The 24,450-nt window shown below is 62.1% G+C and carries 22 protein-coding genes and 1 pseudogene; 10 read left to right on the top strand and 13 right to left on the bottom strand.

Going from position 1 to position 24,450, the window contains the following annotated elements:
- Positions 1–64: 64 nt before the first annotated feature.
- Together N2597_RS15900 and N2597_RS15905 are read right to left on the bottom strand one after the other, a co-directional pair.
- A complete protein-coding gene (locus N2597_RS15900) occupies positions 65–1,255 on the bottom strand; it encodes an efflux RND transporter periplasmic adaptor subunit (RefSeq protein ID WP_038690899.1) in 1,191 nt (396 codons plus the stop codon).
- Between the two features lie 46 nt (positions 1,256–1,301).
- Positions 1,302–2,117, bottom strand: a complete 816-nt coding sequence (locus N2597_RS15905) for an alpha/beta hydrolase fold domain-containing protein (protein ID WP_038690900.1) — start codon at positions 2,115–2,117, stop codon at positions 1,302–1,304.
- Positions 2,118–2,280: 163 nt separating this feature from the next.
- On the opposite strand from N2597_RS15905, the gene N2597_RS15910 reads away from it, so the two are divergent.
- On the top strand, positions 2,281–3,192 hold the full coding sequence (locus N2597_RS15910) for a LysR family transcriptional regulator (RefSeq protein WP_038690901.1): 912 nt from the start codon (positions 2,281–2,283) through the stop codon (positions 3,190–3,192).
- Positions 3,193–3,422: 230 nt separating this feature from the next.
- Here the strand turns inward: N2597_RS15910 and N2597_RS15915 are convergent, their stop codons facing one another.
- A complete protein-coding gene (locus N2597_RS15915) occupies positions 3,423–4,166 on the bottom strand; it encodes an SDR family oxidoreductase (RefSeq protein WP_183598470.1) in 744 nt (247 codons plus the stop codon).
- A 118-nt stretch (positions 4,167–4,284) separates the two neighbouring features.
- On the opposite strand from N2597_RS15915, the gene N2597_RS15920 reads away from it, so the two are divergent.
- Genes N2597_RS15920 through N2597_RS15930 form a run of 3 tightly spaced genes read left to right on the top strand, consistent with a single transcriptional unit; the run spans position 4,285 to position 6,212 of the window.
- Positions 4,285–5,193 (top strand): LysR family transcriptional regulator, encoded by a 909-nt coding sequence (locus N2597_RS15920; protein WP_106796571.1) that lies wholly within the window; start codon positions 4,285–4,287, stop codon positions 5,191–5,193.
- Between the two features lie 37 nt (positions 5,194–5,230).
- Positions 5,231–5,545: a hypothetical protein gene (locus N2597_RS15925; protein ID WP_106796570.1), complete on the top strand. Its 315-nt coding sequence runs from the start codon at positions 5,231–5,233 to the stop codon at positions 5,543–5,545.
- A gap of 49 nt (positions 5,546–5,594) precedes the next feature.
- Positions 5,595–6,212, top strand: coding sequence for a DNA-3-methyladenine glycosylase (locus tag N2597_RS15930; protein WP_038690905.1), 618 nt, complete (start codon positions 5,595–5,597; stop codon positions 6,210–6,212).
- Here N2597_RS15930 and N2597_RS15935 read toward each other — a convergent pair whose 3' ends face one another.
- From N2597_RS15935 to N2597_RS15945, 3 genes and pseudogenes are all read right to left on the bottom strand, one after another.
- Positions 6,213–7,754, bottom strand: a complete 1,542-nt coding sequence (locus N2597_RS15935; protein ID WP_183598472.1) for a DHA2 family efflux MFS transporter permease subunit — start codon at positions 7,752–7,754, stop codon at positions 6,213–6,215.
- Positions 7,747–8,968 (bottom strand): annotated as a pseudogene (locus tag N2597_RS15940) (HlyD family secretion protein). The gene N2597_RS15935 and the pseudogene N2597_RS15940 overlap by 8 nt, the downstream one beginning before the upstream one ends.
- Positions 8,961–9,425, bottom strand: coding sequence for a MarR family winged helix-turn-helix transcriptional regulator (locus N2597_RS15945; protein WP_038690911.1), 465 nt, complete (start codon positions 9,423–9,425; stop codon positions 8,961–8,963). The pseudogene N2597_RS15940 and the gene N2597_RS15945 overlap by 8 nt, the downstream one beginning before the upstream one ends.
- A gap of 235 nt (positions 9,426–9,660) precedes the next feature.
- On the opposite strand from N2597_RS15945, the gene N2597_RS15950 reads away from it, so the two are divergent.
- The 3 genes from N2597_RS15950 (at position 9,661) to N2597_RS15960 (ending at position 15,821) form a co-directional block, all read left to right on the top strand.
- Positions 9,661–11,205: a cation:proton antiporter gene (locus N2597_RS15950; protein ID WP_183598474.1), complete on the top strand. Its 1,545-nt coding sequence runs from the start codon at positions 9,661–9,663 to the stop codon at positions 11,203–11,205.
- Positions 11,206–11,463: 258 nt separating this feature from the next.
- Positions 11,464–12,639, top strand: a complete 1,176-nt coding sequence (locus N2597_RS15955) for an efflux RND transporter periplasmic adaptor subunit (protein WP_183598476.1) — start codon at positions 11,464–11,466, stop codon at positions 12,637–12,639.
- Positions 12,636–15,821 (top strand): efflux RND transporter permease subunit, encoded by a 3,186-nt coding sequence (locus tag N2597_RS15960; protein ID WP_183736551.1) that lies wholly within the window; start codon positions 12,636–12,638, stop codon positions 15,819–15,821. The genes N2597_RS15955 and N2597_RS15960 overlap by 4 nt, the downstream gene beginning before the upstream one ends.
- Positions 15,822–15,857: 36 nt before the next feature.
- Here the strand turns inward: N2597_RS15960 and N2597_RS15965 are convergent, their stop codons facing one another.
- Positions 15,858–16,634: a metallophosphoesterase family protein gene (locus tag N2597_RS15965; protein WP_170961505.1), complete on the bottom strand. Its 777-nt coding sequence runs from the start codon at positions 16,632–16,634 to the stop codon at positions 15,858–15,860.
- 166 nt (positions 16,635–16,800) lie between these two features.
- Here N2597_RS15965 and N2597_RS15970 point away from each other — a divergent pair, with 166 nt between their 5' ends.
- A complete protein-coding gene (locus N2597_RS15970) occupies positions 16,801–17,925 on the top strand; it encodes an acyl-CoA dehydrogenase (RefSeq protein ID WP_106796566.1) in 1,125 nt (374 codons plus the stop codon).
- A 55-nt stretch (positions 17,926–17,980) separates the two neighbouring features.
- On the opposite strand, the gene N2597_RS15975 is transcribed toward N2597_RS15970, so the two are convergent.
- Positions 17,981–18,445 carry an RrF2 family transcriptional regulator gene (locus tag N2597_RS15975; RefSeq protein ID WP_009996604.1) on the bottom strand — a complete coding sequence of 155 codons (465 nt, stop codon included), beginning with the start codon at positions 18,443–18,445 and terminating at the stop codon, positions 17,981–17,983.
- 152 nt (positions 18,446–18,597) lie between these two features.
- Positions 18,598–19,386 (bottom strand): SDR family NAD(P)-dependent oxidoreductase, encoded by a 789-nt coding sequence (locus N2597_RS15980; RefSeq protein WP_183598480.1) that lies wholly within the window; start codon positions 19,384–19,386, stop codon positions 18,598–18,600.
- 128 nt (positions 19,387–19,514) lie between these two features.
- Between N2597_RS15980 and N2597_RS15985 the strand changes: the two genes are divergently transcribed.
- On the top strand, positions 19,515–20,285 hold the full coding sequence (locus N2597_RS15985; RefSeq protein WP_096763798.1) for a TIM barrel protein: 771 nt from the start codon (positions 19,515–19,517) through the stop codon (positions 20,283–20,285).
- Here the strand turns inward: N2597_RS15985 and N2597_RS15990 are convergent.
- The gene (locus N2597_RS15990) at positions 20,282–20,818 is read right to left on the bottom strand and encodes a carboxymuconolactone decarboxylase family protein (RefSeq protein WP_183598482.1); all 537 of its coding nucleotides are present in this window, start codon (positions 20,816–20,818) and stop codon (positions 20,282–20,284) included. The two genes, N2597_RS15985 and N2597_RS15990, sit on opposite strands and share 4 nt — an antisense overlap.
- Before the next feature lie 87 nt (positions 20,819–20,905).
- On the opposite strand from N2597_RS15990, the gene N2597_RS15995 reads away from it, so the two are divergent.
- Positions 20,906–21,379 carry a cupin domain-containing protein gene (locus N2597_RS15995; RefSeq protein WP_009994847.1) on the top strand — a complete coding sequence of 158 codons (474 nt, stop codon included), beginning with the start codon at positions 20,906–20,908 and terminating at the stop codon, positions 21,377–21,379.
- Positions 21,380–21,400: 21 nt separating this feature from the next.
- Here N2597_RS15995 and N2597_RS16000 read toward each other — a convergent pair whose 3' ends face one another.
- From N2597_RS16000 to N2597_RS16010, 3 genes are read right to left on the bottom strand one after another with little or no spacing between them, the layout of a single operon-like run.
- Positions 21,401–22,510, bottom strand: coding sequence for a sn-glycerol-3-phosphate import ATP-binding protein UgpC (locus N2597_RS16000; protein ID WP_096763799.1), 1,110 nt, complete (start codon positions 22,508–22,510; stop codon positions 21,401–21,403).
- A gap of 12 nt (positions 22,511–22,522) precedes the next feature.
- Positions 22,523–23,437 carry an ABC transporter permease subunit gene (locus tag N2597_RS16005; protein WP_183598484.1) on the bottom strand — a complete coding sequence of 305 codons (915 nt, stop codon included), beginning with the start codon at positions 23,435–23,437 and terminating at the stop codon, positions 22,523–22,525.
- 10 nt (positions 23,438–23,447) lie between these two features.
- Positions 23,448–24,332, bottom strand: a complete 885-nt coding sequence (locus N2597_RS16010; RefSeq protein WP_038690923.1) for a carbohydrate ABC transporter permease — start codon at positions 24,330–24,332, stop codon at positions 23,448–23,450.
- Between the last annotated feature and the right edge of the window lie 118 nt (positions 24,333–24,450).

The following is a 24,450-nucleotide window of genomic DNA, read 5'->3' on the forward strand; positions in this document are numbered from 1 at the left end:
TGGGAGCCGCCGGCGGGTGAAATCAATTCGGCTATTGACCTTCCCCCACAGGGAAAGGCGCAAATTACTGAGCGGTCGCGACCTTCTCTTCCATCTGCGGAATGACGACGGCGCCAGGACGAATGCGCTGCAGACCGTTGACGACGATCTTCTCGCCGGCGCTCAGGCCGCTTTCGACCACCCGCTGACCGTCAGACAGCGTGCCGAGCTGGACCTGCCGGTAGGCGACCTTGTTCTCGCCGTCGACGATGAAGACGAACTTCTTGTCCTGGTCGGTGCCGACAGCACGGTCGCTGATGACGATCTTGTTCTCAGCCTTCGGCTGGCCCATGCGCACCCGCACGAACTGGCCGGGGATCAGACGCCCGCCCGGATTGTCGAAGACGGCGCGCACGCTGATCGTGCCGCTTGATGCATCGACCTCATTGTCGATCAGTTGCAGCTTGCCCTTGATCGGGGTGCCATCATCCGCGAGCGTGCCGATTTCGACCGGGATCTGTTCGACCGGCGGCAGGGCGCCGTCCGTCTGCGGCAGCTGGGCAAGGGCGCGCGTCACCATTTCCTCGCTGGCATTGAAGCTCGCATAGATCGGATCGACCGAAACCAGCGTCGTCAGTTCAGGCGAAGCCGAGCCGGCCGCAACCAGGTTGCCCGTGGTCACCTCGATCTTGCCGATGCGGCCCGAAACCGGCGCCCGCACCTCAGTGTAATCGAGATCGAGCTGAGCCGACTGCAGAGCGGCCTGCGCCGAACGCAGCCCCGCCTGCGCCTCGGCCAGCGCGCTTTGACGCTGATCGAGATCGCTCTGGGAGATGGTGCGGTTGTCGGAAAGCCTGCGGCCGCGATCGAGCTCGGTCTGCGCCAGGCTGACCTTGGCTTCAGCCGAAGCGACCTGGCCCTGCGCCTGCGCCACGCTCGCCTGGTAAGGAGCCGGGTCGATGGTGAACAGCAGGTCGCCCTGCTTGACCAGCGCACCTTCACGGAAGGCCACCGACAGGATGGCGCCGGCGACGCGGGAACGAACCTGGACACGGTCGACGGCTTCGAGGCGGCCGGAGAAATTTTCCCATGCCGTTACGTCGCGCGCCGCGACGACGGCAACCGTCACCGGCACGGCGGGAGGCTGCGCCGGCGCGGAAGCGGCCGTGGCGGTCGTGCTCATCGGCAGTTCGAAAAACAATGCAGCGCCGGAAACCGACGCAATAAGACCCATGCCGGCGCCCACCAGGGCCCAGCGCTTGCTTCTGGACGTCATCAGTACTCTCCTTACGGCCCCAAGCCGCTCAAATATCAGATCTTCTTCAATGCAATTGCGGTTGGACGCTTACGTCCTGAAGGAAACTTCCGAAGTGGCGGCTGACGTGTTCCTGCCAATCGGGCGCTTCCCCGGATTTCCCACCATAAATCGAGGGCCAGCCCGTCCCGGCGGGAAGGACATGCTGGCGCACACCGACGCCGGCCTTCTTCAGGCGGGCACCGTAACCAATTGTTTCGTCGTGCAGAGGATCGTCCTCGGCGGTGAAGATCAGCGCAGGGGCGACGCCTGAAAGACGCGAACAGAGGCAAGGTGCCGCGTAAGGGTGGCAACCGCCGCCGCTTAAGTAATGGCTCCAGCCCTCAGTCCAGCGTTGCCGCATGCCGATGGCTTCCGCTTTGCGGATAGAGGAGGTGCCCATGAAGGGATCAAGCAATGGCGAAATCAGCACCTGGCCGTCGAGCGCGTCGGGCAGCTGGTCGCGCGCTTTCAGCGCCACACCGGCGGCGACATTGCCGCCTGCCTCCTCACCGGCAACGAATAACAGCGACTTGCGGTCGCCAAGACCGGCAGCGCGCTTGTTGGCGAGATAGGTAAAAACGGAAAAGGAAACTTCCAACACTTGCGGAAACAGGTTGCCGGACAGGCTGCTGTAATCGACGGCGGCGACGATGGCGCCTGATTTGGCGAGGCTGATCGCCACCGGCCGGTCGACATTTGTCTCCCGATCTAGAAACGCGCCGCCATGCAGGTAAAGCACGATCGGCGGCCCTTTGCCGTAATCGGCGCCCTGGTAGATGCGTGCGGAAACGGGGCCGATGGCCACCTTGTCCAGCATCATATCTTTCCATTCCACCGTCATGGTTCCGGCCTTTGTACGCATCGCCACTGACAGACAACGCTGTCGCTTGCATTTTGTACAAAAAAGATATTGTTATTCAGAACAGGGAATAAGAAGTGATATCGCGATTACACTGTTCCAATTCTCGAATAATGGTGCAACGCAAACTGCGGACTTGAAACCGATGGATCAGCTTTCGGCAATGCGTGTCTTCATCCGCGTGGTGGAGACGGGCAATTTCACCCGCGCCGCCGACATGCTCGCCATGCCCAAGGCGACGGTGACCAATCTTATCCAGGGCCTGGAGGCGCATCTGCGCACCAAGCTTCTGAACCGTACCACGCGCCGGGTGATGGTGACCACGGACGGCGCGCTTTATTACGAACGCGCCGCGCAGCTTATCTCCGAACTGGAGGAACTCGACGGCAGCCTCTCCAATTCGCAGAGCCTGCCGAGCGGGCGGCTGCGCGTCGAGATGAGCGGCGCCTTTGCTGATGCGATCGTCGTCCCGGCGCTGTGCGACTTTTATCAGCGCTATCCCGATATCCGTCTGGACCTCGGCGTCAGCGACCGCACGGTGGATTATCTGGTCGAAAATGTCGATTGCGCGCTGCGGGCGGGCACGCCCACCGACCAGTCGCTGATCGCCCGGCGCGTCTCGGAGATGGAGCTCATCACCTGCGCTTCGCCAAGTTACATCCAGAAATTCGGCATGCCCGAACGCCCTGAGGATCTGGAGGCCGCACACTACTCGGTCAATTATTTCCGCGCTCAGAACAACCGGACCCTGCCCTTCGAATTTCGCAGGGACAACGAGACGATCGAGACCAACCCGCGCTACATCGCCTCCGTCAACGACAGCCGCACCTATCTGACCGCGGCACTGACGGGGCTTGGCGTCGCGCAGGTGCCGACCTTCATGGTGCGCGAACCGATGCGGCGGGGCGAACTCGTCCGCGTGCTGCCGGAATGGCGCCGCGATCCGATCCCGCTCTATGTCGTCTATCCGCCGAACCGCCACCTCAGCAACAAGGTCCGCGTCTTCGTCGACTGGCTGGTGAAGCTTCTGGTCGAGGCGAGGCTGAACGACTATTGAGCGGCAAAACAGATACGGCCCGGAAGGCAGGGGAACCTTCGACGGGCCGCAATATTTTGAACATCGGGCCTGTCGCGCCGCAGAGCGGCGCGGCAGGCTCTGGAGGTTCGTAAGAGAGCGTCAGGGAACTCCACTCTCTCGCGATAAATCCGTTATAAGCACTCTCCATAAAATTGTAAGAGGAAAAACTCACAAGCGCCGTTCACATAATCGCGATGAGGTCGGCCTGGTCAGACCATGCCGCCATTGGCGCGCAGCGTCTGGCCATTGATCCAGCCGCCGTCCGGGCCGGCGAGGAAGGCGACTGACGAGGCGATGTCCTCGGGCGTGGCGAGGCGCTCCAGCGGGTTCATCTTCGCCATGCGGACGACGAGTTCTTCCGATTTGCCGTTGAGGAAAAGATCGGTGGCGACAGGACCGGGCGCAATCGCATTGACGGTAATATTGCGGCCGCGCATTTCCTTGGCCATGATCGCCGTTAGCGTTTCGACGGCCGCCTTGGTCGCGGCGTAGACGCCGTAGGTTTCAAGCTTCAGCCCGACGACCGAAGTCGAGAAATTGATGACCCGGCCGCCGTCGCGCAAACGCTTGGCCGCTTCCCTCAGCGTGTTGAAGGTGCCCTTGAGATTGACATCGATCTGCCGGTCGAAGTTCTCATCGTCAGCCTCGGCGAGCGACGAGAGCATCATGATGCCGGCATTGTTGACGAGCACGTCGATGCCACCGAAAGCGGCTTCCGCGGCATCGAACATGCGGCGCACGGCGTCCGCATCGCTGACATCGGCTTTCGCGGTCAGCGCCTCGCCGCCGGCCAGCTCGATCTCCCGGGCCAGTTCTTCGGCCGGCACGGCATTGCCTGAATAGTTGATGACGACGATGAAACCGTCTCTGGCGAGGCGCCTGGCAACCGCCGCGCCGATACCGCGCGAAGCGCCGGTAACCAGTGCGACCTTGCTGCTTTGGTTGGAAGCCATTGTTCTTCTCCTTCGTCTGCGCCGCAGCGCGTTTTCGATGGAAAGAAGATGCGCCTTTTGCCAGTGCGGATAATCGTGCATTCTTCGGCTTCATTATCCGTGAAAGGCGAACAAACAGATGGACAGGTTCGATGCCATGCGTGTGTTCTGCCGCGTCGTTGAGCGCCGCAGCTTCACCCTTGCCGCGGAAGACACCGGCCTTCCGCGCTCGACCGTAACCGATGCGGTCAAGCAGCTCGAGGCCCGCCTCGGAGTGCGCCTGCTCCAGCGCACCACGCGCCATGTCAGACCGACGCTCGACGGCGAGGCCTATTACCAACGCTGCCTGTCGATCCTCGCCGACATCGAGGACGCCGAAGGCGCTTTTGCCGGCGCCAGACCGAAGGGACTGCTGCGCGTCGATGTGCACGGCACGCTGGCTCGGCATTTCGTGCTGCCGAGCCTGCCTTCCTTTCTCGAGACCTATCCGGAGATCGAGTTCTATATGAGCGAGGGCGATCGGCTGGTCGATTTGGTGCGCGAAGGCATCGATTGCGTGCTGCGCGTCGGTACGCCCGGGGATAGCGATATGGTCGCCCGGCGCGTCGCCATGCTCGACGAGATCACCCTCGCCTCTCCGGCCTATATCGCCGCACATGGCCTGCCGCAGCATCCGGACCGGCTAACCGGCCACCGCATGGTCGGCTTCCGCTCCAGCAGCACCGGCACTCTGCTGCCGCTCGAATTCATCGTCGACGGCGCAGTGCGCAACGTCACCATTCCCGCGACCGTCGCCGTCAACGCCGCCGAAAGCTATGTTTCCGCGGCAAGGATGGGCCTCGGCCTGATCCAGATCCCGCGCTATCACGCTGAAAGAGATCTCACTGAGGGAAGGCTGGTTCGTGTGCTCGAGGATTTTCCGCTGACCCCGACGCCGGTATCCCTGCTCTATCCCCGCAACCGCCAGCTTTCACCGCGCGTGCGCGTCTTCATCGACTGGCTGGTGAAGGTCTTCGCTCGACAAAATTCGGAAAGCGGGCATAACTAAAACACGCCTTGCTAATGTAGGCGCTTTTGGGGGAGCCATGGCACTCAGCGACATCACTGTCTACCAGACGGAAGACGGCTTCGTCGTCGAATTCGGTGGCGAGGGCGAAGACAGCATTGCCGTGACGCTGCGCAGCACGCCCGAGCTGACCTCGGAAAATGCCGTTTCGCGCGCCAAGGCCCTGGTTGCGACAGCGATTGAACCCGTCCATGGCGACGGCCCGCGCAGCAAGGATGCCAACGTGCTCGAAGAGGAACTGGAGGAAGGCCTCGAGGATTCTTTTCCGGCAAGCGACCCGGTTTCGGTCACCGTCACATCGATCCCGATGCGCGATCCGAAACCCGGCCGGTAACACCCGCTTGCCACGTCAAGCCCTTTGGGGGTGACGCCAAGCGCGCCGAATGGTATCTGCCTCGGCCATGACCGATGGTGGAATGACAAGCGGCGCGATCGGCGCCGGCGCGCTTGCCGGCGAAAGTCTCAGGGTGTTTTTCGAGCGCGACGCAATCGCCGTTGCCCGGGATCTGCTCGGCTGCCATCTCTCAGTCGACGGCGTAGGCGGCCGCATCACCGAGACGGAAGCCTATTTCCCCGATGACGAGGCCTCGCACAGTTTTCGCGGGCCGACCAAGCGCAACGGCGCCATGTATGGCCGCCCCGGCAATGCCTACATCTACCGCATTTACGGCATGTATTGGTGCCTGAACTTCGTCTGCCATCCGGGTTCGGCCGTGCTGATCCGGGCGCTCGAGCCGGAAACGGGAATTCCTTTGATGATGGAGCGGCGCGGCACCGATATGCTGACGGCGCTCTGCAGCGGCCCCGGCAAGCTCTGCTTGGCGCTCGGCATCGACATTCAGATCAACGACAGGCTGCTCGACCGCCCACCCTATGCACTGACGCCCTCCGCGCCGGTGCCGATCGTTTCGGGAAAGCGCATCGGTATCACCAAAAATGCCGACGTGCCATGGCGCTTCGGCATCCAGGGGTCGCGTTATCTCAGCAAACCGTTTCGCTGACTATTCCATCACGGCACTGTGGTCGACGGCGGCCGCGGCCTTCGGCTTACGCAGCAGCAGCACGAGCGGAATGACCGCGAGCGACATCAGCATCAACAGCTTGAAATCGTCCATATAGGCGATGATCGTCGATTGCAGCGTGATGATCTCGTTGAGCGAGGCGCGTCCGGCTGCCGTCACGGGACTGAGCCCCTGTGCCGCCACCGCGTTGAAGGCGTGGTTGAACGGCGTCACATAGGCAGCGAGTGATTCATGATTGCTCTGCGTATTCTCGACGATCAGCGCCGAGACGATCGAGATGCCCACAGACGAGCCGATATTGCGCGACAGATTGTAGAGGCCGGTGCCGTCGCCGCGCATATGGGCGGGCAGCGTGGCGAAAGCGATCGTCGTCAGCGGCACGAACAGGAAGCCGAGACCGGCGCCCTGGATAAAGCCGACCGAGATGATCGTCCATTGCGAGACGTCGGGCGTCCAGCCGGTCATATCGTACATCGCCCAGGCGGTCAGGCCGAGGCCGAGCACCAGCAGCCAGCGTGTATCGACCTTGCCGATCAGCCGCCCGACGATGAACATGCAGAGCATGGTGCCGAGCCCGCGCGGCCCCATGACGATGCCGGCGGTAATGACGGGATAGCCCATCAGCGTCTGCAGATAGGGTGTCATCAACGCCAGCGAGGCGAGATAAGTGATGCCGATAACGAAGATGAAGATCATGCTGATCGAAAAATTCTGATCGAGGAACAGCTTCGGATTGACGAAGGATTTCTCCGCCGTCAGCGTGTGCACCAGAAGCAGATAGAAGGCCGAAGCGCAGATAATCGCTTCGAGCATGATCTCGCCTGAGGAGAACCAGTCGAGCTGCTCACCGCGGTCGAGGAAGAGCTGCAGCGAGGCAATGAACAGGCTCATCATCCCGAAGCCGAACCAGTCAAGCTTCGCGAGCGCATCCCTCTTCGTTTCCGAAACGAATACGACGATCCCGGCAAAGGCGAGCGCGCCGATCGGCACGTTGATGTAGAACACCCAGCGCCAGCTGATATTCTCGGTCAGCCAGCCGCCAATGACAGGCCCCAGCACCGGCCCGACCATGACCGAGACGCCAAAGAGCGCCATGGCCGAACCGCGCTCCTCGACCGTGTAGATGTCGAGCAGGATGCCCTGGGATAGCGGCACCAGCGATGCGCCGAACAGACCCTGCAGCAGGCGAAAGGCGACGATCTGGTTCAGCGATTGCGCCAGGCCGCAGAGCACCGAGGCGCCGACGAAGCCGGATATGGCGACGAGCAGCACGCGCTTGCGGCCGAACTTGGCGGCAAGGAAACCGGAGGGCGGCGTCATGATTGCCGCCGCGACGATGTAGGACGTCAGCACCCAGTTGATCTGGTCGGCCGACGCCGACACGCTGCCCTGAATATAGGGCAGCGCCACATTGGCAATCGTCGTATCCAGCGCCTGCATGATGACGGCGAGGATGACGCAGGCGGTGATCGCACCGCGATTGGCAACAGGGGTCGCCGAAGACGCGGGAGAGCTACTCATCATCCTTGCCCTGAGACCGGCCCAGAAGCTTGTTGACGAAGTCGGGCAGGCCGCGGGCATGACCGGTTTCGACGTCGACGACCGTGCTCATGCCGACGCGAAGCGGCGGCTTGCCTTGCGTATCCTCGATGCTGACGCGCATCGGAATGCGCTGGACGACCTTCACCCAGTTGCCGGTGGTGTTCTGGGCCGGCAGCAGCGCGAAGCTGGAGCCGGAGGCCGGGCTGATGCTCTCGACCTTGCCCTTCCACGTCACGCCGGGATAGGTGTCGACGTAGATCTCCGCCGTCTGGCCGGGTTTGACGTAGGTCAGCTCGGTTTCCTTCGGGCTGGCGGCGATCCACAGATGGTCGGTCGCGACAAGCGAGAAGGCCTGCTGCGGAAGCCTGCAGGTAGGAGCCGACCTGCAAGGCGTTGACATTGGTGACGATGCCGTCGAACGGCGCCTTGACGACGCTGTGGTCGAGTTCGCGCTGGGCATTGTCGACATTCGACTTGGCCTGCAGGTAGAGCGGGTTCTCCTCGATCGGCTGGTCGGCCGATCCGCCGAGCTGGGCAAGCGTCGTTGCGGCCTCCGCCTTGGCGACGGTCACCTTCTGTTGCGCGGCCTCGAGATTGTGCTTGGCCTCGTCATAGGCCGATTGCGTCGCGCTGCCGTTGTTGACGAGGTTCTGCTGCCGGTCGAACTGCTCCTGATAATAAGGCAGGTCGGCCTGCGCCTGGGTGATCTCAGCCAGCGACTGCTGATAGCTGGCTTTGAGGTTCATGATCTGGTTGCGCTGCACGCCGAGCTGCGCCTTGGCGCCGTCGAGCGCGATCTTGAAGGAATCGGCCCTCAGGCTGAAGAGCACCTGCCCCGCCTTGACCGCCTCGTTCTCGCGCACGTTGATCTCGTTGACGATGCCCGAGACATCGGTGGTGACGCCGACCATATCGGCCTGGATATAGGCGTTGTCGGTCGACATCACCTGGCCGCCATTGACGTAATAATAACCGCCGGCGACGAGCGCCGCCGGCAGCAGCGCGAACAGGATAGGCCGCGTGAGACTGCGCCGGCGGCGGACCTTGTTGCCGCCAGGCGCAGCCACGGCGGCAGCCGGCGCTGAACTGGATGAAGGCGCTTCGGCTACCGTTTCCTGCTGTTTGATTTGGTTTTCTTCAGATGTCTTGGCATCGGCGTCGGCGACGACGCGGAAGTTGGATTGATCAGCCATCGTTCATCTCATTCTCTTCAACCGGTGTTCGGCAAGCCTGCACCAGGTTCGTCTTCATAACGGATAGTATCTGGTAGAGCTGCTCGCGTTGCTCGGCGGAAACGCCTTCCAGCGCCTCGGCTCGGGTTACATCGCCGAGTTCGCGCATTTCGGCGAGCAACGGATGCGCCTCCTCGCGCATGTAGAGCAGCCAGATGCGCCGGTCGGTCGGATGCTGGCGGCGCTCGATCAGCCCGCGTTCGGCAAGCTTGTCGAGGATGCGCACCAAAGTGATCGGCTCGACCTCGAGGATTTCGGCAAGGCCGCTCTGATGGATACCTTCATTGTTCGAGAGATAGGCAAGTGTCTGCCACTGCGAACGCGTCAGCCCGAGGCACTTCGCGCGTTGCTCGAACCGCTTGCGCAGCAGCCGTGCGACGTCGTGGAGAAGGAAACCGAGAGTGGGCGTGGTGTTCATTGGAACCTTTGCCGGCTATTTATAAGCATACTTATGATATGGGTATTTATATTCCGGGCGAGTGCACTGCACAAGAGCAGCGTCGACAGATTCAGGGCCGCGGTCGAAATGCCGCAGCCGCGGAGGGCAAGCCATACCTTCTTTGCCGGTTGCAGCGCACGTACGGTGGCCGCAGGGCAGTTTCGGCCCTAGTTCCTGAAGAACTTCGCCTCCATGAGGTGCGCAGGAGGGCTCGATGGCGTTCTTCGAAAGCATGCTGACGCTGCTCCTTGTGGCGATCGTCTTCCTGCAATTCTCCAGGAGATTCCGGATCCCCTATCCCACAATGCTCTCGCTCGCCGGCGTCATCGTCGCCGCCGTGCCCTGGGCACCCGAGATTGCAATCGATCCCGACCTTGCACTGGCGCTGCTGGTCGCGCCCGTGCTTTTCGACGCCGCCTACGATCTGCCGCCGCGGACATTGCGCCGCAACTGGATGCCGCTCCTCTCGCTCGCCGCGATCGCCGTGGTGCTGACAGCTGCCGCCGTCGCCGTCGTCGGGGTGACGATGGCCGGGCTGCCGATTGCCGCGGCTGTCGCGCTCGGCGCTATCGTCGCGCCGCCGGATGCGGCCGCCGCGACCGCCATGCTCGACCGCTTCGCGCTGCCGCGCCAGACCTATGTCGTCCTGAAGGGCGAGAGCCTTCTCAACGATGCCGTGGCACTCCTGATCTTCAGCGCCGCCGTCACCGCTGCCGCAAGCCCGACCTTCTTCACCGGCGCTCTGGCGGAACTGGCTCTGGCTGTGCCGGGCGGCCTCATCCTCGGTTATCTCCTCGGCCGGCTCTACATGGTCGTCGGGTTGAAGCTCGCCGGCACTCTCGGCGGCACTCTGCTGGAGTTCGTCGCCACCTTCGGCACCTGGATCATCGCCGAGCGGCTGCACCTGTCGGCGATTCTGGCGATCGTCGTATACGCGATGGTGATCGCCCGCTACATGCCGGAACGGCAGACGGCCCGCCACCGCATCCACTCCTACTCCGTCTGGGAGGCTGCCGTCTTTCTGCTCAATGTGCTCGCGTTTCTGCTGATGGGCCTGCAGGCCCGGCAGATCGTGCTTGATCTTGATCCCGGCCGCCTGAATTTCGCGGTCACCTTCGCTGCCGCAGTCTTTGCCACCGTCATCGCGGTGCGCCTGACCTGGGTGCTCTTCTATAACCGGGCGATCAATTTTCTCGCGGCGCGCGGACGCGCGAAACAGGCGGCCCCGACGTTCGCGACCAGCCTGCTTGCCGGCTGGTGCGGCATGCGCGGCCTCGTCACACTGGCGACCGCCCTCGCCCTGCCTATCGATTTTCCCGATCGCGACATCATCCTGCTCAGCGCGCTCGCCGTCGTCCTCGGCACCCTGATTGTCCAGGGTCTGACGCTCGGATCGCTGATCCGTTTCCTAAATTTCGAACCGGATACGTCTCTTGACCGCGATCTCGCCAGAGCCCGCGTGGCGTTGATTGATGCAGCACTTGCCGAGCTTGCTGGCGGCGAGGACGAATCCACCCGCATCCTGCGTGACGTCTACACCTCGGAGCGCAAGATCGCCGCGGATGGGAAACATCCACGCGAGGTCAGCAAGCTCGACAAACAGCGCCGCAACGTCATCGTCGCAAAACGCGCCAAGCTTGCGGCGATGCGCCGCGCCGGCGAGATCGACGACGATGTCTTTCACATGCTTGAACAGGAGCTTGACTGGGCCGAACTCGGCGCGCTGCCGCCCGGTAGGGACGAGATCGTCGAGAGCTGACACTGCCTATGAAGCTTTCATGGATTCAAAAACGCAGCCAATTGGCATTTGCAATTTTTCACCCCTGCCGCTTATAGTCCGCTTCCAAAGGGTTACGATTTTTCTCATCTGCATTGCCTGCCGGCCTTCCTTGCGAGGGGATTAAACGCCGGAGAATTCCCGGGGGCGTACGCCCCCGTTCAAGCAGCAAGACATGAACAGCATCACTTCATCTTAGGTTTGGCGGCAATAAACGGCCGCCGAGATTGGAGGACCGGCATGACTTTCGCGCTTCGACAGATGATGCTGTTTGGCAGCATGGCCGTGCTCATGCCGCTAGCGGCGCTTGCCCAGAACGCCCCACCGGCCCCACCCGTCACCGTTGCCAAGCCGGTCGTTCGCGACGTTGTCGACAGCGACGAGTTCATCGGTCGCTTCCAACCGGTCGACGAAGTCTCCGTTCGCTCGCGCGTCGGCGGTTACCTGCAGGAAATCCATTTCCAGGACGGCGCGCTGGTCAAGCAGGGCGACTTGCTCTTCGTCATCGACCAGAGACCGTTCATAACGGCGCTCAACCAGGCAAAGGCGACGCTTGAGGCCTCCCAATCCACCCTGGTCTTTGCCGATGCGCAGTACAAGCGTGCGCAGTCGCTTGCCTCGAGCGGCAGCCAGTCGGCCCAGACGCTGGACGATCGTCGCCGCGAATTCGATTCGGCCGAAGCCAATGTCCGCGGCGCCCAGGCCGCAGCCGACCGTGCGTCGCTCGACATGGAATACACGGAAATCAAGGCGCCGCTCAGCGGCCGCATCGACCGCCGGCTGATTTCGGCCGGCAATCTCGTGCAGACCGACCAGACCGTGCTGACGACGATCGTTTCTCTCGACCCGATCGATTTCTATTTCGACGTCGATGAGCGCCGCCTGCTGAATTTTGCCGACACGGCCCGCAAGCTGGGCAAGGATCTCCAGCAGGGCGGCGGCGGACTGGATGTGTCCGTCACGATATCGGATCCCAATGCCAAACCGTTCAAGGGAAAGCTCGATTTCGCCGAAAACCGGGTCGACAACCAGAGTGGCACGATTCGCCTGCGGGCCCGTTTCCCCAACCCCGATCTTGTCCTGCAGCCCGGCCTCTTCGGCCGCATACAGGTGGAAGCCTCCAACACCTACCAGGCCGTTCTTGTCCCCGACGAGGCAATCGGCTCGGATCAGAACGAGCGCGTCGTCTATGTCGTCGCCGACGACGGCACGGTTTCGAGCAAGCCCATAAGGCCTGGACCGCGGCTCTACGGCTACCGTGTGATACGCGAGGGTCTCGACGGCACCGAGACGATCATCGTCAACGGCGTCATCCGCGCCCGTCCCGGCTCGAAGATCACGCCTCAGATGACCGAACTGCCGAAGGAGCGGCAGGACACGGCGCCCGAAACCGCTGGCGCGGAGAGCGGACAATGAGATTCGCTCATTTTTTCGTGGACCGGCCGATCTTTGCGGCCGTGATTTCCATCGTTCTTCTCGTCGTCGGCAGCATCGCCTATACACAGTTGCCGGTATCGCAATATCCGGAGATCGCGCCGCCGACCATCGTCGTGCGCACCTCCTATCCGGGCGCCGATCCGCAGACGATCGCCGATACGGTTTCGACACCGCTCGAGCAGCAGATCAACGGCGTCGAAGACATGCTCTACATGTCTTCCTACTCCAGCGCCGACGGCGCCATGTCGCTGACGATCACCTTCAAGCTCGGCACGGATCTCGACAAGGTCCAGGTGCTTGTCCAGAACCGCGTCTCCATCGCCCTGCCCCGTCTTCCCGAGGAAGTCCAGCGACTTGGCGTGACAACCGACAAGAGTTCGCCGGATCTGATGATGGTCGTACACCTGTTGTCGCCGACCCATCGTTATGACCAGCTTTACGTCTCGAACTACGCCCGCAACCGCATCCGCGACGTTCTCGTTCGCCTCGATGGCGTCGGCGACGTGCAGCTTTTCGGCGAGCGCCAGTATTCGATGCGAATCTGGCTGGACCCGGAAAAGCTGTCTGCCTACGGCATGACATCCGATGACGTCGTCGCCGCCCTTAGAGACCAGAACGTCCAGGTGTCGGGCGGCAAGATCGGCGCGCCGCCGGTCACCGGCAAGAACGCGTTCGAATACACGGTGCGGACGGACGGACGTTTCTCCGACGTGCGCGAGTTCCGCTATGTCATTGTGAAATCGACGGAGAGCGGCCGGCTCGTGCAATTGCAGGACGTAGCGCGCATCGAGCTCGGCGCACAGGACTACGTCACCAACAGCTATCTCAATAACGACCCTGCGGTCGCACTCGGCATCTTCGCCCGACCGGGGACCAATGCCCTCGACACCGCTCATCAGGTCCAGGCGATCATGAAGGACCTGTCGCAGAATTTCCCGCAGGGCCTGGAATATCGCATCGTCTACGACACCACCGAATTCATCTCGGATTCGATCTCCGAAGTTTATCGAACCATCGCCGAGGCGGCGATCCTGGTGGCGATCGTCGTTCTCGTCTTCCTGCAATCCTGGCGCACCGCGATCATTCCGATCATTGCCATCCCGGTCTCGCTGATCGGCACCTTCGCCGTCCTGCTGGCGTTCGGCTTCTCGCTCAACATGCTCACCTTGTTCGGCTTGGTGTTGGCAATCGGCATCGTCGTCGACGACGCGATCGTCGTGGTGGAAAACGTCGAGCGCAATCTCGCCCGCGGCATGACGCCGAAACAGGCTTCCCATGTCACGATGGACGAGGTCGGAACCGCGGTCGTCGCCATCTCGCTGGTGTTGATCGCCGTCTTCGTGCCGACAGCCTTCATTCCAGGCATCTCCGGACAGTTCTACCGGCAGTTCGCGGTCACCATCGCCGTCACGACCGCGATATCAGCCTTGAACTCGCTGACGCTTTCGCCCGCCCTGGCAGCCATATTGCTCAAGCCCCATGATCACGAGACCAGGCGCGCCAACGTGGCCACACGCCTGGGCCGCAGCCTTGCGAATGGCTTCAATCGCGGATTTGACCGGATGAGTTCCGGTTATTCCTGGACCGTTCGGCATCTGGTCAGCAGTTGGGTAGGCTTGAGCGCCGCAATGGTCGCCTTCGTTTGCCTGCTGGGAGCAACCTGGTACATGGGTACGCGCGTTCCCTCGGGCTTTATCCCGACCATGGACCAGGGTTACGCGATCATCGTCATACAGCTTCCTGACGGCGCCTCGCTCGCGCGTACCGACGCCGTCGTCAAGCAGGTGGGCGATATCGCCCGTACCGTGCCGGGTGTCGGCAATGCGGTGCAATTTGCCGGCTTCAGCGGGGCGACATTCACCAACGCCTCGAATGCCGGCGTCGTTTTCGTCCCGTTCAAATCCTTCGCCGAACGCGAAGAAGGCGGAGATAACGCCAACAAGATCATCGGCGAGCTTTTCGGCAAGCTGCAAAGCATCCAGGAAGCCTTCATCATCGCCATACCGCCGCCGTCCGTGCGCGGTGTCGGCAATTCCGGCGGCTTCAAGATGCAGATTTCCGATCTTGAAAATGCCGATATGACGCGGGTGCTCGGCCTCGCCCGCCAGATGATGGGTGCGGCGGCGACGACGGAGGGGCTGACCGGCGTCTTTACGACATTCTCCGATGCAAGCCCGCAATATTTCCTGGCGATCGACCGCGACAAGGCGCGCTTCCTCAATGTGCCGATCCCCAACATCTTCAACGCGCTTTCGATCAACCTAGGCGTCGCTTATGTAAACGATTTCAATGCGTTCGGCCGCGTCTACCAGGTGCGCGCCCAGGCCGACCGGCAGTACCGCATGGATAGGGAAGATATCCTCGCCCTGAAGGTTCGATCGGCGACCGGCGCGCTGGTCCCGCTTGGAACCTTGATGGATATTCAGGATGCCAGCGGCCCGGCGCTCGTCCAACGCTACAATATGTATGTCTCGGTGCCGCTTCAGGGTAATCCGACGCCAGGCACGTCGACGGGCGACGCCATCAAGAAGATGGAAGCGCTGGCGGCGCAAATCCTGCCGCAGGGAACGACGTTCGAATGGACGGAACTCGCCTATCAGGAAACCCATACCGGCAACACCGCCATCTACATCTTCGCCCTGTCGGTGATCTTCGTCTTCCTGGCGCTGGCGGCGCAATATGAAAGCTGGGTCCTGCCGCTCGCGATCATCCTCATCGTACCGCTCGCGGTGCTCGCGGCGCTGATCGGGGTTTCGCTCCGAGGTATGGACAACAATGTCCTGACGCAGATCGGCCTGATCGTTCTGATCGGCCTTGCGGCCAAGAACGCCATTCTGATCGTCGAGTTCGCGAGACAAGCGGAAGAGGAAGGCAAGTCGCCGGTGGAGGCGGCCATCGAGGCCAGCCATCTCCGCCTGCGCCCGATCCTGATGACGGCATTCGCCTTCATCTTCGGTGTTCTGCCGCTTGTCATCGCCACCGGCCCCGGCGCCGAAATGCGGCAATCGCTCGGCACCGCGGTCTTCTCGGGCATGCTGGGCGTGACGATCTTCGGTCTGTTCCTGACGCCGGTTTTCTACGTCGTGCTGCGCGGCCGGCGTCGCAACCGCTCAGTCGAAAGGCCAGTCGAGGCCGTCCGGACCGAAAGGGAGACGGTCTGATCGACGTGATGGCGGAGCCTTCCCGGTGGCGTGATGTCAGGTAGAAAACAGATGCACTTGGCCCTGCCACAGGCGAGCGACGGTCAGCCTGCCGCTGCGAAAGGCGCGTGTGTCGAGATTGAGCCGTCTCGCGCGAATCTCCGGCTCGTCGTTCGGCGTATGACCGTGGACGACGAGCTTCGGCAGTGGAATCCTGCTGTCGAGAAAACGGTGGCGGATGAGGACCAGATCCTCGTCGGTCTGCGCCTCGAGCGGCTGCGCCGGATCGATACCGGCATGGACGAACAATACGCTCGGCGTGTCCAGCATGATCGGCATAGCCCGCATGAAATCGATATGCGTGTGCGGCAGCGAATGACGGAGGAAGGCGTCGAGCTGTGCGCCGGAGGGGAAGACCAGCGGCAGATGCTCCGGATCGAGCCCATAGGATTTCAGCGAGTGCGCCGCCCCGATCCGCATCCAGTCGTCATAGGAAAGCCAGCCGTCGATATAGTCGAGCATTGCGATCTCGTGGTTGCCTGCAAGGCAGATCCGATCGAAACCCTCCGGCGCCGGCTCCATGAGGTGAGCGATGACCTGTGCCGATTCCGGGCCGCGGTCGATATAGTCGCCGAGCGTCACGATCAGCTTGCGCCCCGGCAGCCGTGCCGCATCGCTTAAGATTGCCTGCTCTGCCTTCACGAGCAGATCGCGCCGGCCGTGAATGTCGCCAATGGCATAGGTTGGGATATCGGCAATATCCAGCGTCAGACGCGGTCTCGGCTGGCGTGCCATTTTCGAAACCTCGCTGCGGCGAGCAAGAGAGTCGCTCATCATGTTTCTCAATCAAGGAAGCCCCGGTTAACCATAAGTAGCGTCGAGGGCGAGGTGATCAAGTTGGTGAGAAAATTCGAAGCGTCGGTTTTTTCTAGAAAAACCGTTCTTATCATCCGGAGCGAAATCCCTCACTCCTGTTATCCCTCAGAGGAAAGAGTGATCGATGGGAACCGTATCGCAGTTTCATCACCGCCTGAGACCGCCAGCGCAGCGCATCGAAAGCGAAGAGGCGGCAATATCCACGGCCCGTGACCTCGCCGCCGCATTCCGGCGCGAGGCGAGCGAACGCGATATCAACCGCATTCTGCCGTTTGCCGAGCTCGACGCCCTGTCGATATCAGGACTGACCGCAATCACTGTTCCGCCCGACCATGAAGGGCTCGACGTGCCGAACGCCCTGCTGGCAGAAATCGTTGCGATCGTTGCAGAGGCCGATGCCTCGATCGGCGAGACCCTAGAAAATCATTTTTCCACGCTGGAAACACTCCGCGTTCAGACCGCCGAAGATCTGAAGGCATCACTCTTTGCCCGTGTGCTGCTCGGCGACCGCTTCGCGGCGGCCACGTTCGTTGACGGATCCGAACTGGTCGGCGAAGGCCTTGGCTATCGCCTGAGCGGCCGCACTCGGCAGGCGGCCGGAATTCTCTATGCCGACTGGATTGTCGCTGCGCACACACTTGCGCCCAACCGCCCGGTGACGCTGTACCTCACCCGTAGCGACGACGACCTGCAGGTGATCGATGATTGGGACGGCTTCGGCCAGCGTACCAATGGGTCGGCAACGGCGATCGCCGGCGCACTCCATGTTAATGCCGATGCCATCGCGCCGGCGCCTTCGTTTCGATATTCGACCGGCGTCTCGCTTGGCCTTTTGCTCAAGGCCGGGGTAAGCCTCGGTATCGCGCGTGCCGCCTGGGCCGACCTGATGACAGCGGTCGGCGATCACGCCGCCGTCCTCGCTCACATCGGCAAACACGCCGTCAGCATCGAAGCGACGGCGGCGGCCTTGGAACGGGCTGGCCGAAAACTCGACTTTGCCCAGGTCAATCCCGTGGAGGCGGCGATGGCGGATGCGCATTTTTCCGCTTCGGCGGCCGCGATCATAGCCGGCGAAGCGGCGCTCAGCACCGCCAACGCGCTGTTCGAACTCGCAGGCCAGACATCGGCCGCCATCGGGCTCAATCTCGATCGCCATTGGCGCAACGCCCGCATTCACGGCTTGTCGCTGCCGCTGGACCGATTGCTGCGTAGCGCAGGCGAATATGTGTCGCAGAAGATCGAAACCTGAACGATTGCAGCAGAGCGCCGCCGTTGTGCGGGGACGATATGAAAGGGAAGAGATCTCAGCTGGCGGCAGAGATCGGTAATTCCTCCGTCGCGCCCTCGACCTGTCCGCCCGCCGCAACGAATTGTTCGAGGGTCATATTGTCGAGAATGGCGGCGATCGCGTCCCGAACATCGGTCATCGAACGCCGCACCTGACAGGTTTCCGGATCGGCGCAGTCGTCGCAGGCCTCATAGGCCGTACGGCTGGCGCAGCGGATCGGCGCCAAGGGCCCGTCGAGCGTGCGGATGACATGGCCGATGCGGATTTCGGAGGCCGGCCGCGAGAGGGAATAACCGCCGCCGGGCCCCTTTTTCGAACGCAGAATGCCGACATTGCGCAGTTCCAAGAGGATCGTATCGAGGAATTTCTTCGGGATATTGTTGCGGGCGGCAACGTCATTGATGAAGGCGGTCTCGCCCGGCGGCAGCCGCGCCAGATCGACCAGCGCCTTCAGGCCATATTTTCCCTTTTTCGTCAGCATTTGTCTTTGCCCTGTCGAAAACGCAGTATTCACCCCGCCAATAGCAGGCAAATAGCGTCGAAAGCGTGAAGATACAACAAAATAGCTATTATTTATAGCTTATCTCGGCAACGTCCACAGAAGGCGCCGCCAATCTTCGGCCTGATGATCCGTCAGATCGTTTTCAACATGCCGCCGTCAACGAAATAGGTCGATCCGATGCAGTAGCTTGCTCGTTCCGAACTGAGGAAGACGAAGACATTCGCCAGTTCCTCCGGCGTGCCGAACCGTTTGGAGGCGGCATGCTCATTGGCGACGCTCTGCAGGTAGCCTTCCCAGTTGCCGCCGCTTTCGGCCGTCAGCTGCTTGGCGGTCTTGATCCAGTCCGGCGTCAGGATCAGGCCGGCATTGACGCAGTTGACGCGGACATTGTCCGGGATGAGCTCGGTCGAGAGCGTCTTCGAAAACATCATCAGCGCTGATTTACTGACATTGTAGATCGGCTCGTACCAGAGCGGCTGGACGGCGCAGATCGAGGCATTGTGCAGGATGACACCGCCGCCGCGCCTCTTCATCTGCGGCGCGATCCCGCGTGCAAGGCGCACGGCAGCCATCACATGCAGATCCCAATAAGCCTGCCACTTCTCGTCAGGCGCCTCCATCACCGTCTCGTTCGATCCGGTGCCGGCATTGTTGATGAGGATATCGGCGCCGCCCTTCTCTGCGGCCGCAGCAATGATCGCCTCCGTTCCCGCAACCGTCGCAACGTCGGCGGCAACCGCGGTGGCGCTGACACCGTATTTTCCGGCGATACGGGCAGCCTCCGCCTCCAACCGCTCACCGCCGCGCGCGGCGAGCACGAGGTTGGAGCCCTCGGCCGCCAGCCCTTCGGCGATCGCCAGCCCGATGCCGACCGACGCGCCTGTTATCACGGCGATCTTTCCCTTCAATCCCAGATCCATATCTTCCTCCACAAGCGCCGGCGAGCCCCGTCCGATATGGCGAGTGTTCCGCCAATGAATCCGGGCGTCAAGCCTTGCGACAGACTCCGATCTGTCGCAGCCTGAGCTCCCACCTAGGAGGAGTTTTCATGCGACGTTATTCAGCCTGCATAGAATGGCTGTTTGCCGAAGGAGACGGCAGCTTTGCCGATCGCATCCGCCGCGCACGTGCCGGCGGCCTGACGGCGGTCGAATTCTGGCGCTGGAGCGACAAGGACCTGGATGCGATTGAGGCGGCGCTTGATGAAACCGGCCTTGCCCTCACCAGCCTTGTCGCCGAACCGATGATCGCGCTGACCGATGCGGCCAACCGGCAGTCCTGGCTGAAAGGCCTTGCCGAATCCGTCGCCGTTTCGAGACGCCTCGGCGCGCCGGTGCTGATCGCTCAGGCAGGCGACGATCTTCCGGGCGTCAGCCGCGAAGAACAGCGCCGGGCGCTCACCGAAACGCTGAAGGCCGGCGCCGATATCCTCAAGGGCAGCGGCGTGCGCCTCGGCGTCGAGCCGCTCAACATCCGCATCGACCATATAGGCTATTTCCTCGATTCCACCCACGAAGGCCTCGACATCGTCTCCGATGTCAGCCGTCCCGAGATCGGCATCGTCTACGACATCTACCATTCCGCCGTGATGGACGAACGCACCGAAGAGGTGCTCGACGGCCGCCTCGACCGCGTCTTCCACGTCCATGTCGCCGATCATCCCGGCCGCAACGAACCGGGTTCCGGCGGCATCGACCTCGCCCACCGCCTCAACTGGATCTTCGCCAACGGCTATGATGGCGCCGTCGGCCTCGAATACCGGCCGAGCAGGCCCGGCGCCGAAGCGGTCGAGGCCGCGATCGCGTCGCTTGGCGGCTAGACCGAGTCCGCGTCTTCGGCAAAGGGTTCAAGCTCCGGATCGAAATCGACGCCGACGACATTGTTAAAGATGGCTGTCGCCAGCATTATGCCGGCGAAGGCGACGAGATCGATGAGCACCTTGGTCTCGTAGCGCTCTTTCAGTCTCGTCCAGAGCTCGGCCGGAACGGCGTTGGAATCGACGACGATCGCCCTGCCGAATGCCTCGAGCAGTGCTTCCGTTTCCGAAAGCTCCAGCGCATTGGGGTCGAAACCCTTGTTGATCAGCGCCCGGCGAAAGAAGGTGATGGCGATCGTCGAACTCGCCGCTTTCGAGATCGCATGGGAGAAGATCCAGATTTCCCGGTCGCCGATCACAGGATCGAGTTCGGCCCGCAGCGTGAACCACTCGGCATAGATGCGATGGGCGACCGGCGAATGCAGGAGCGTCCGCTTCATGTTGGTCATGCGCCCGCGCATCCTTATTTCTTCATCATGCGCCGCGCGAACCTCTGGCGAAGCGGTGTCGTAATCGATCTGCGGGAGGTGGCTCATCAAGTGAACGCTTTCCTAGAAGATAAATCCGCTTGGCCGCCGGGCGGCGCCCACCTAGATTGTTTATATCGAAGGCGGAGGCAAGGCATGAGCGGCGACCACGAGCATTCTCACATCGACTGGCGGGAACATGGCGTCAAGGTCATTCCCGGCAATTCGCTCGATCCTAACACGGCGCAGACGCCGGGCATGAACCGCGCAACGGCGATCAACAATGCGCGCGCCGGCGCCGAGAAGATCTGGGCCGGCACGGTGACGATCCATGCCAATGCCAAGACCGGCGCCCACCACCACGGCGATCTCGAAAGCATCATCTATGTCGTCAAGGGCAAGGCCCGCATGCGCTGGGGCGAGCATCTGGAATTTACCGCCGAGGCGGGCCCCGGCGATTTCATCTATGTCCCGCCCTACGTGCCCCATCAGGAGATCAACGCCAGCCGAGACGAGACGCTGGAATGCGTGCTCGTCCGCTCAGGCCAGGAGCCCGTCGTCGTCAATCTCGATATCGAGCCTGTGGAAAAACCGGAAGACGTTCCCTGGATCGATCCGATCCATCGCTGACGCCGACCGTCGATGAATTCGTCAGGCGTGGACGGGGCCGGCACTGCTCATGGCAGGGGTCTCGATGATCCGGCCGGTATCGGCGGCATAGAGGTGGATCGCATTGTGATCAATCGCGATGCCGATCGGATCGCCCGATTTCACGCTCACGGCATCCGTCAGCGCCACGGCAAAAGGCAGTCCGTCGAAATCGGCATGCACGACGCGGCTCGCGCCGAGCTCTTCGATGAAATCGGCCGTCGCGATCAAGGCGCCGGGTGCATCCGGCGCCACCAGCCGGGCGGCCTCTGCGCGCATGCCGAGCACGACGCGTTTGCCTTTCAGCGGCGCGGCGCGTTCGCGCGGCAGCGCAATCTTGCGGCTCTGGTCATAGACGAAGACACCTTCATCGTTGATCGTGCCTTCGAGCAGGTTCATCGCCGGCGTGCCGACGAATCCTGCGACGAAGCGCGAGACCGGATGATGATAGACCTCTTCCGGCGTGCCGACCTGCTCGACCCTGCCGCCATTCATCACCACCAGCCGGTCGGCCAGCGTCATCGCCTCCGTCTGGTCATGGGTGACGAAGATCGAGGTGGCGCCGAGGCGGCGGTGGAGCCGACGGATTTCGGCGCGCATGGCGATGCGCAGCTTGGCGTCGAGGTTGGACAGCGGCTCGTCGAAGAGGAACACTTTCGGCTCGCGGATCATCGCGCGGCCCATGGCGACGCGCTGGCGCTGGCCGCCGGAAAGAGCGGCCGGGCGGCGGTCGAGGAAGGGTTCGAGGCTGAGCGCCTTGGCGACCTCGGTAATGCGTCGCTGACGCTCAGCCTTCGCGATGCCGGCCACCTTCAGCGCATAACCGATATTCTCGGCAACGGTCATATGCGGGTAGAGCGCATAGTTCTGGAACACCATCGCGCAGCCGCGCTCGCGCGGCTCCAGCTGGTTGACAACGCGGCCGTCAATGGCGATTTCGCCGCCGCTGATTTCCTCCAGACCGGCGATCATGCGCAAGAGCGTAGACTTGCCGCAGCCGGACGGGCCGAGGATGACAACGAATTCACCGGATTTAATCTCCAGGTCGACGCCGTGAACCACGGGATGCTTGCCGTAGCTCTTCTTCACATCACGGATTGAGATCGGTGCCACAGGTCTGTTCCTTCACTTCTCGGTGGAGATAAGGCCGCGCACGAACCAGCGCTGCATCAGGATGACGAGCACCAGCGGCGGCGACATGATGATCAGGGTACCGGCCATCGCGACGTTCCAATCGGGCAGGCCGAATTCGGACGGGATCAGGGTCTTGAGCTGCGTCACCGCAATGCCGAAATTCGGATCGGTAGTGATCAGCAGCGGCCAGAGATACTGGTTCCATGCCCAGACGAACATGATGGTGAACAGCGCGATCATGTTCGGCCGCGACAGCGGCACCAGAATGTCCCAGAAGAACCGAACCGGGCCCGACCCATCCATCTTCGAGGCCTCGGCAAGTTCATCCGGAACCGTCAGATAGAACTGCCGGTAAAGGAACGTCCCGGTCGCGGTTGCGACCAGCGGCAGAACCAGGCCGGGGTAGGAATTCAGCAGACCCCATGCGAGCTTGATCTGGATGCCGCTGATCTGCGCCACGAGCCAGCTGATGCCCGTGATATCGAGGATCGTCTGGAACGGCTGCAGCGCGTTGGCCGCGATCGAATAGGTCGGTACAATGCGCACTTCCAGCGGCAGCATCAGCGTGATGAAGATGATCCAGAAAATCACATAGCGGCCGCGGAAGCGGAAATAGACGATCGAGAAGCCTGCCATGGCGGAAAGGATGACCTTGCCGGCGGCGACCGACGTCGCGAAGATGATGCTGTGCAGCAGTTTGGTGCCGAGATCGGCGCGAACCCAGGCTTCCCGGGCGTTTTCCCAAAAATGCGAGCCCGGCGTCAGCGGCAGCGGCACGCGGTTGACCGTCTCCAGATCGAGCGTCGATGCGATGATGACGATGACGAAAGGCAGGAGCGCGATCACCATGCCGAGCGGCAGAAGCGTGTAGCAGATGAAGTTGAATATCGGCGTGCGTTCGATCATGTCCGCGACCTCACTTGTAGTGCACGCGCCGCTCGATGAAGCGGAACTGGAAGATGGTGAGCATGACGACGAGCAGCATCAGGATGATCGATTGCGCCGCAGCGCCCGAATAATCGAGGCCCCGGAAGCCGTCGAAATAGATCTTGTAGACCATCAGCTCCGTCGCGCGTGCCGGGCCGCCCTGCGTCATGACGTCGACGATGCCGAAGGAATCCTGAAAGCTTTCGGTGATGTTGATGACGAGCAGGAAGAACAGCGTCGGCGTCAGCAAGGGCAGCTGAATATCCCAGATACGGCGCATCGGCCCTGAACCGTCCATGGCCGCCGCTTCGATCAGCGAGCGTGGAATGCCTTGCAGAGCCGAGAGGAAGAAAATGAAGTTGTAGCCGATATATTTCCAGGAGAAGGCGACGATGACGGCGATCATCGCGTCCTTGCCGTCGAGCGCGGGGTTCCAGAGGCCCGGCCAGACATGGTTGATGACCGAGAGAAGGCCGGCCTCCGGCGCCAGGATGAAGCGGAAAGCAAGCCCGAGAGCGGGCGCGGCGATCGCGTAAGGCCAGATGAAGACTGACCGGTAGACCTTGTGGCCGCGCAGTTCACGATCGGTCAAAAGCGCCAGGATGAGCGCCAGGCCCATGGCAATAATCGTCGAGCTGAAGCCGAAGACCATGCTGCGGGTGATCGATTCCCAATAGATCGGATCGCTGAGCAGCAGTTTGAAATTGTCGAAGCCGACCCAGGCATTGCCGCCGCCCCATGGCTGCTCGAGCGTGAACGCCCAATAAAGCGCCTGCGCGCTTGGCCAGTAGAAGAAGACGAAGATCAGCAGCAGCATCGGGAATGCGAAGAGAAGGCCGATCGTCGTCGAGGAGAAAGTGACGCGCTTTTCCATGGGTGGTCGTTTTCGCCCTGGTTTGACTTCAGGCGCGGGCGGCAGCGCATCCGCGACTGGTTGGGAGAACTTACAAAGACGCACCCGGCACGCGCAAGGCGGGCCGGGTGCGGCTCAA

Origin of the sequence: Rhizobium sophoriradicis, from assembly GCF_025200795.1 — a bacterium.
GTDB lineage: Bacteria > Pseudomonadota > Alphaproteobacteria > Rhizobiales > Rhizobiaceae > Rhizobium > Rhizobium sophoriradicis.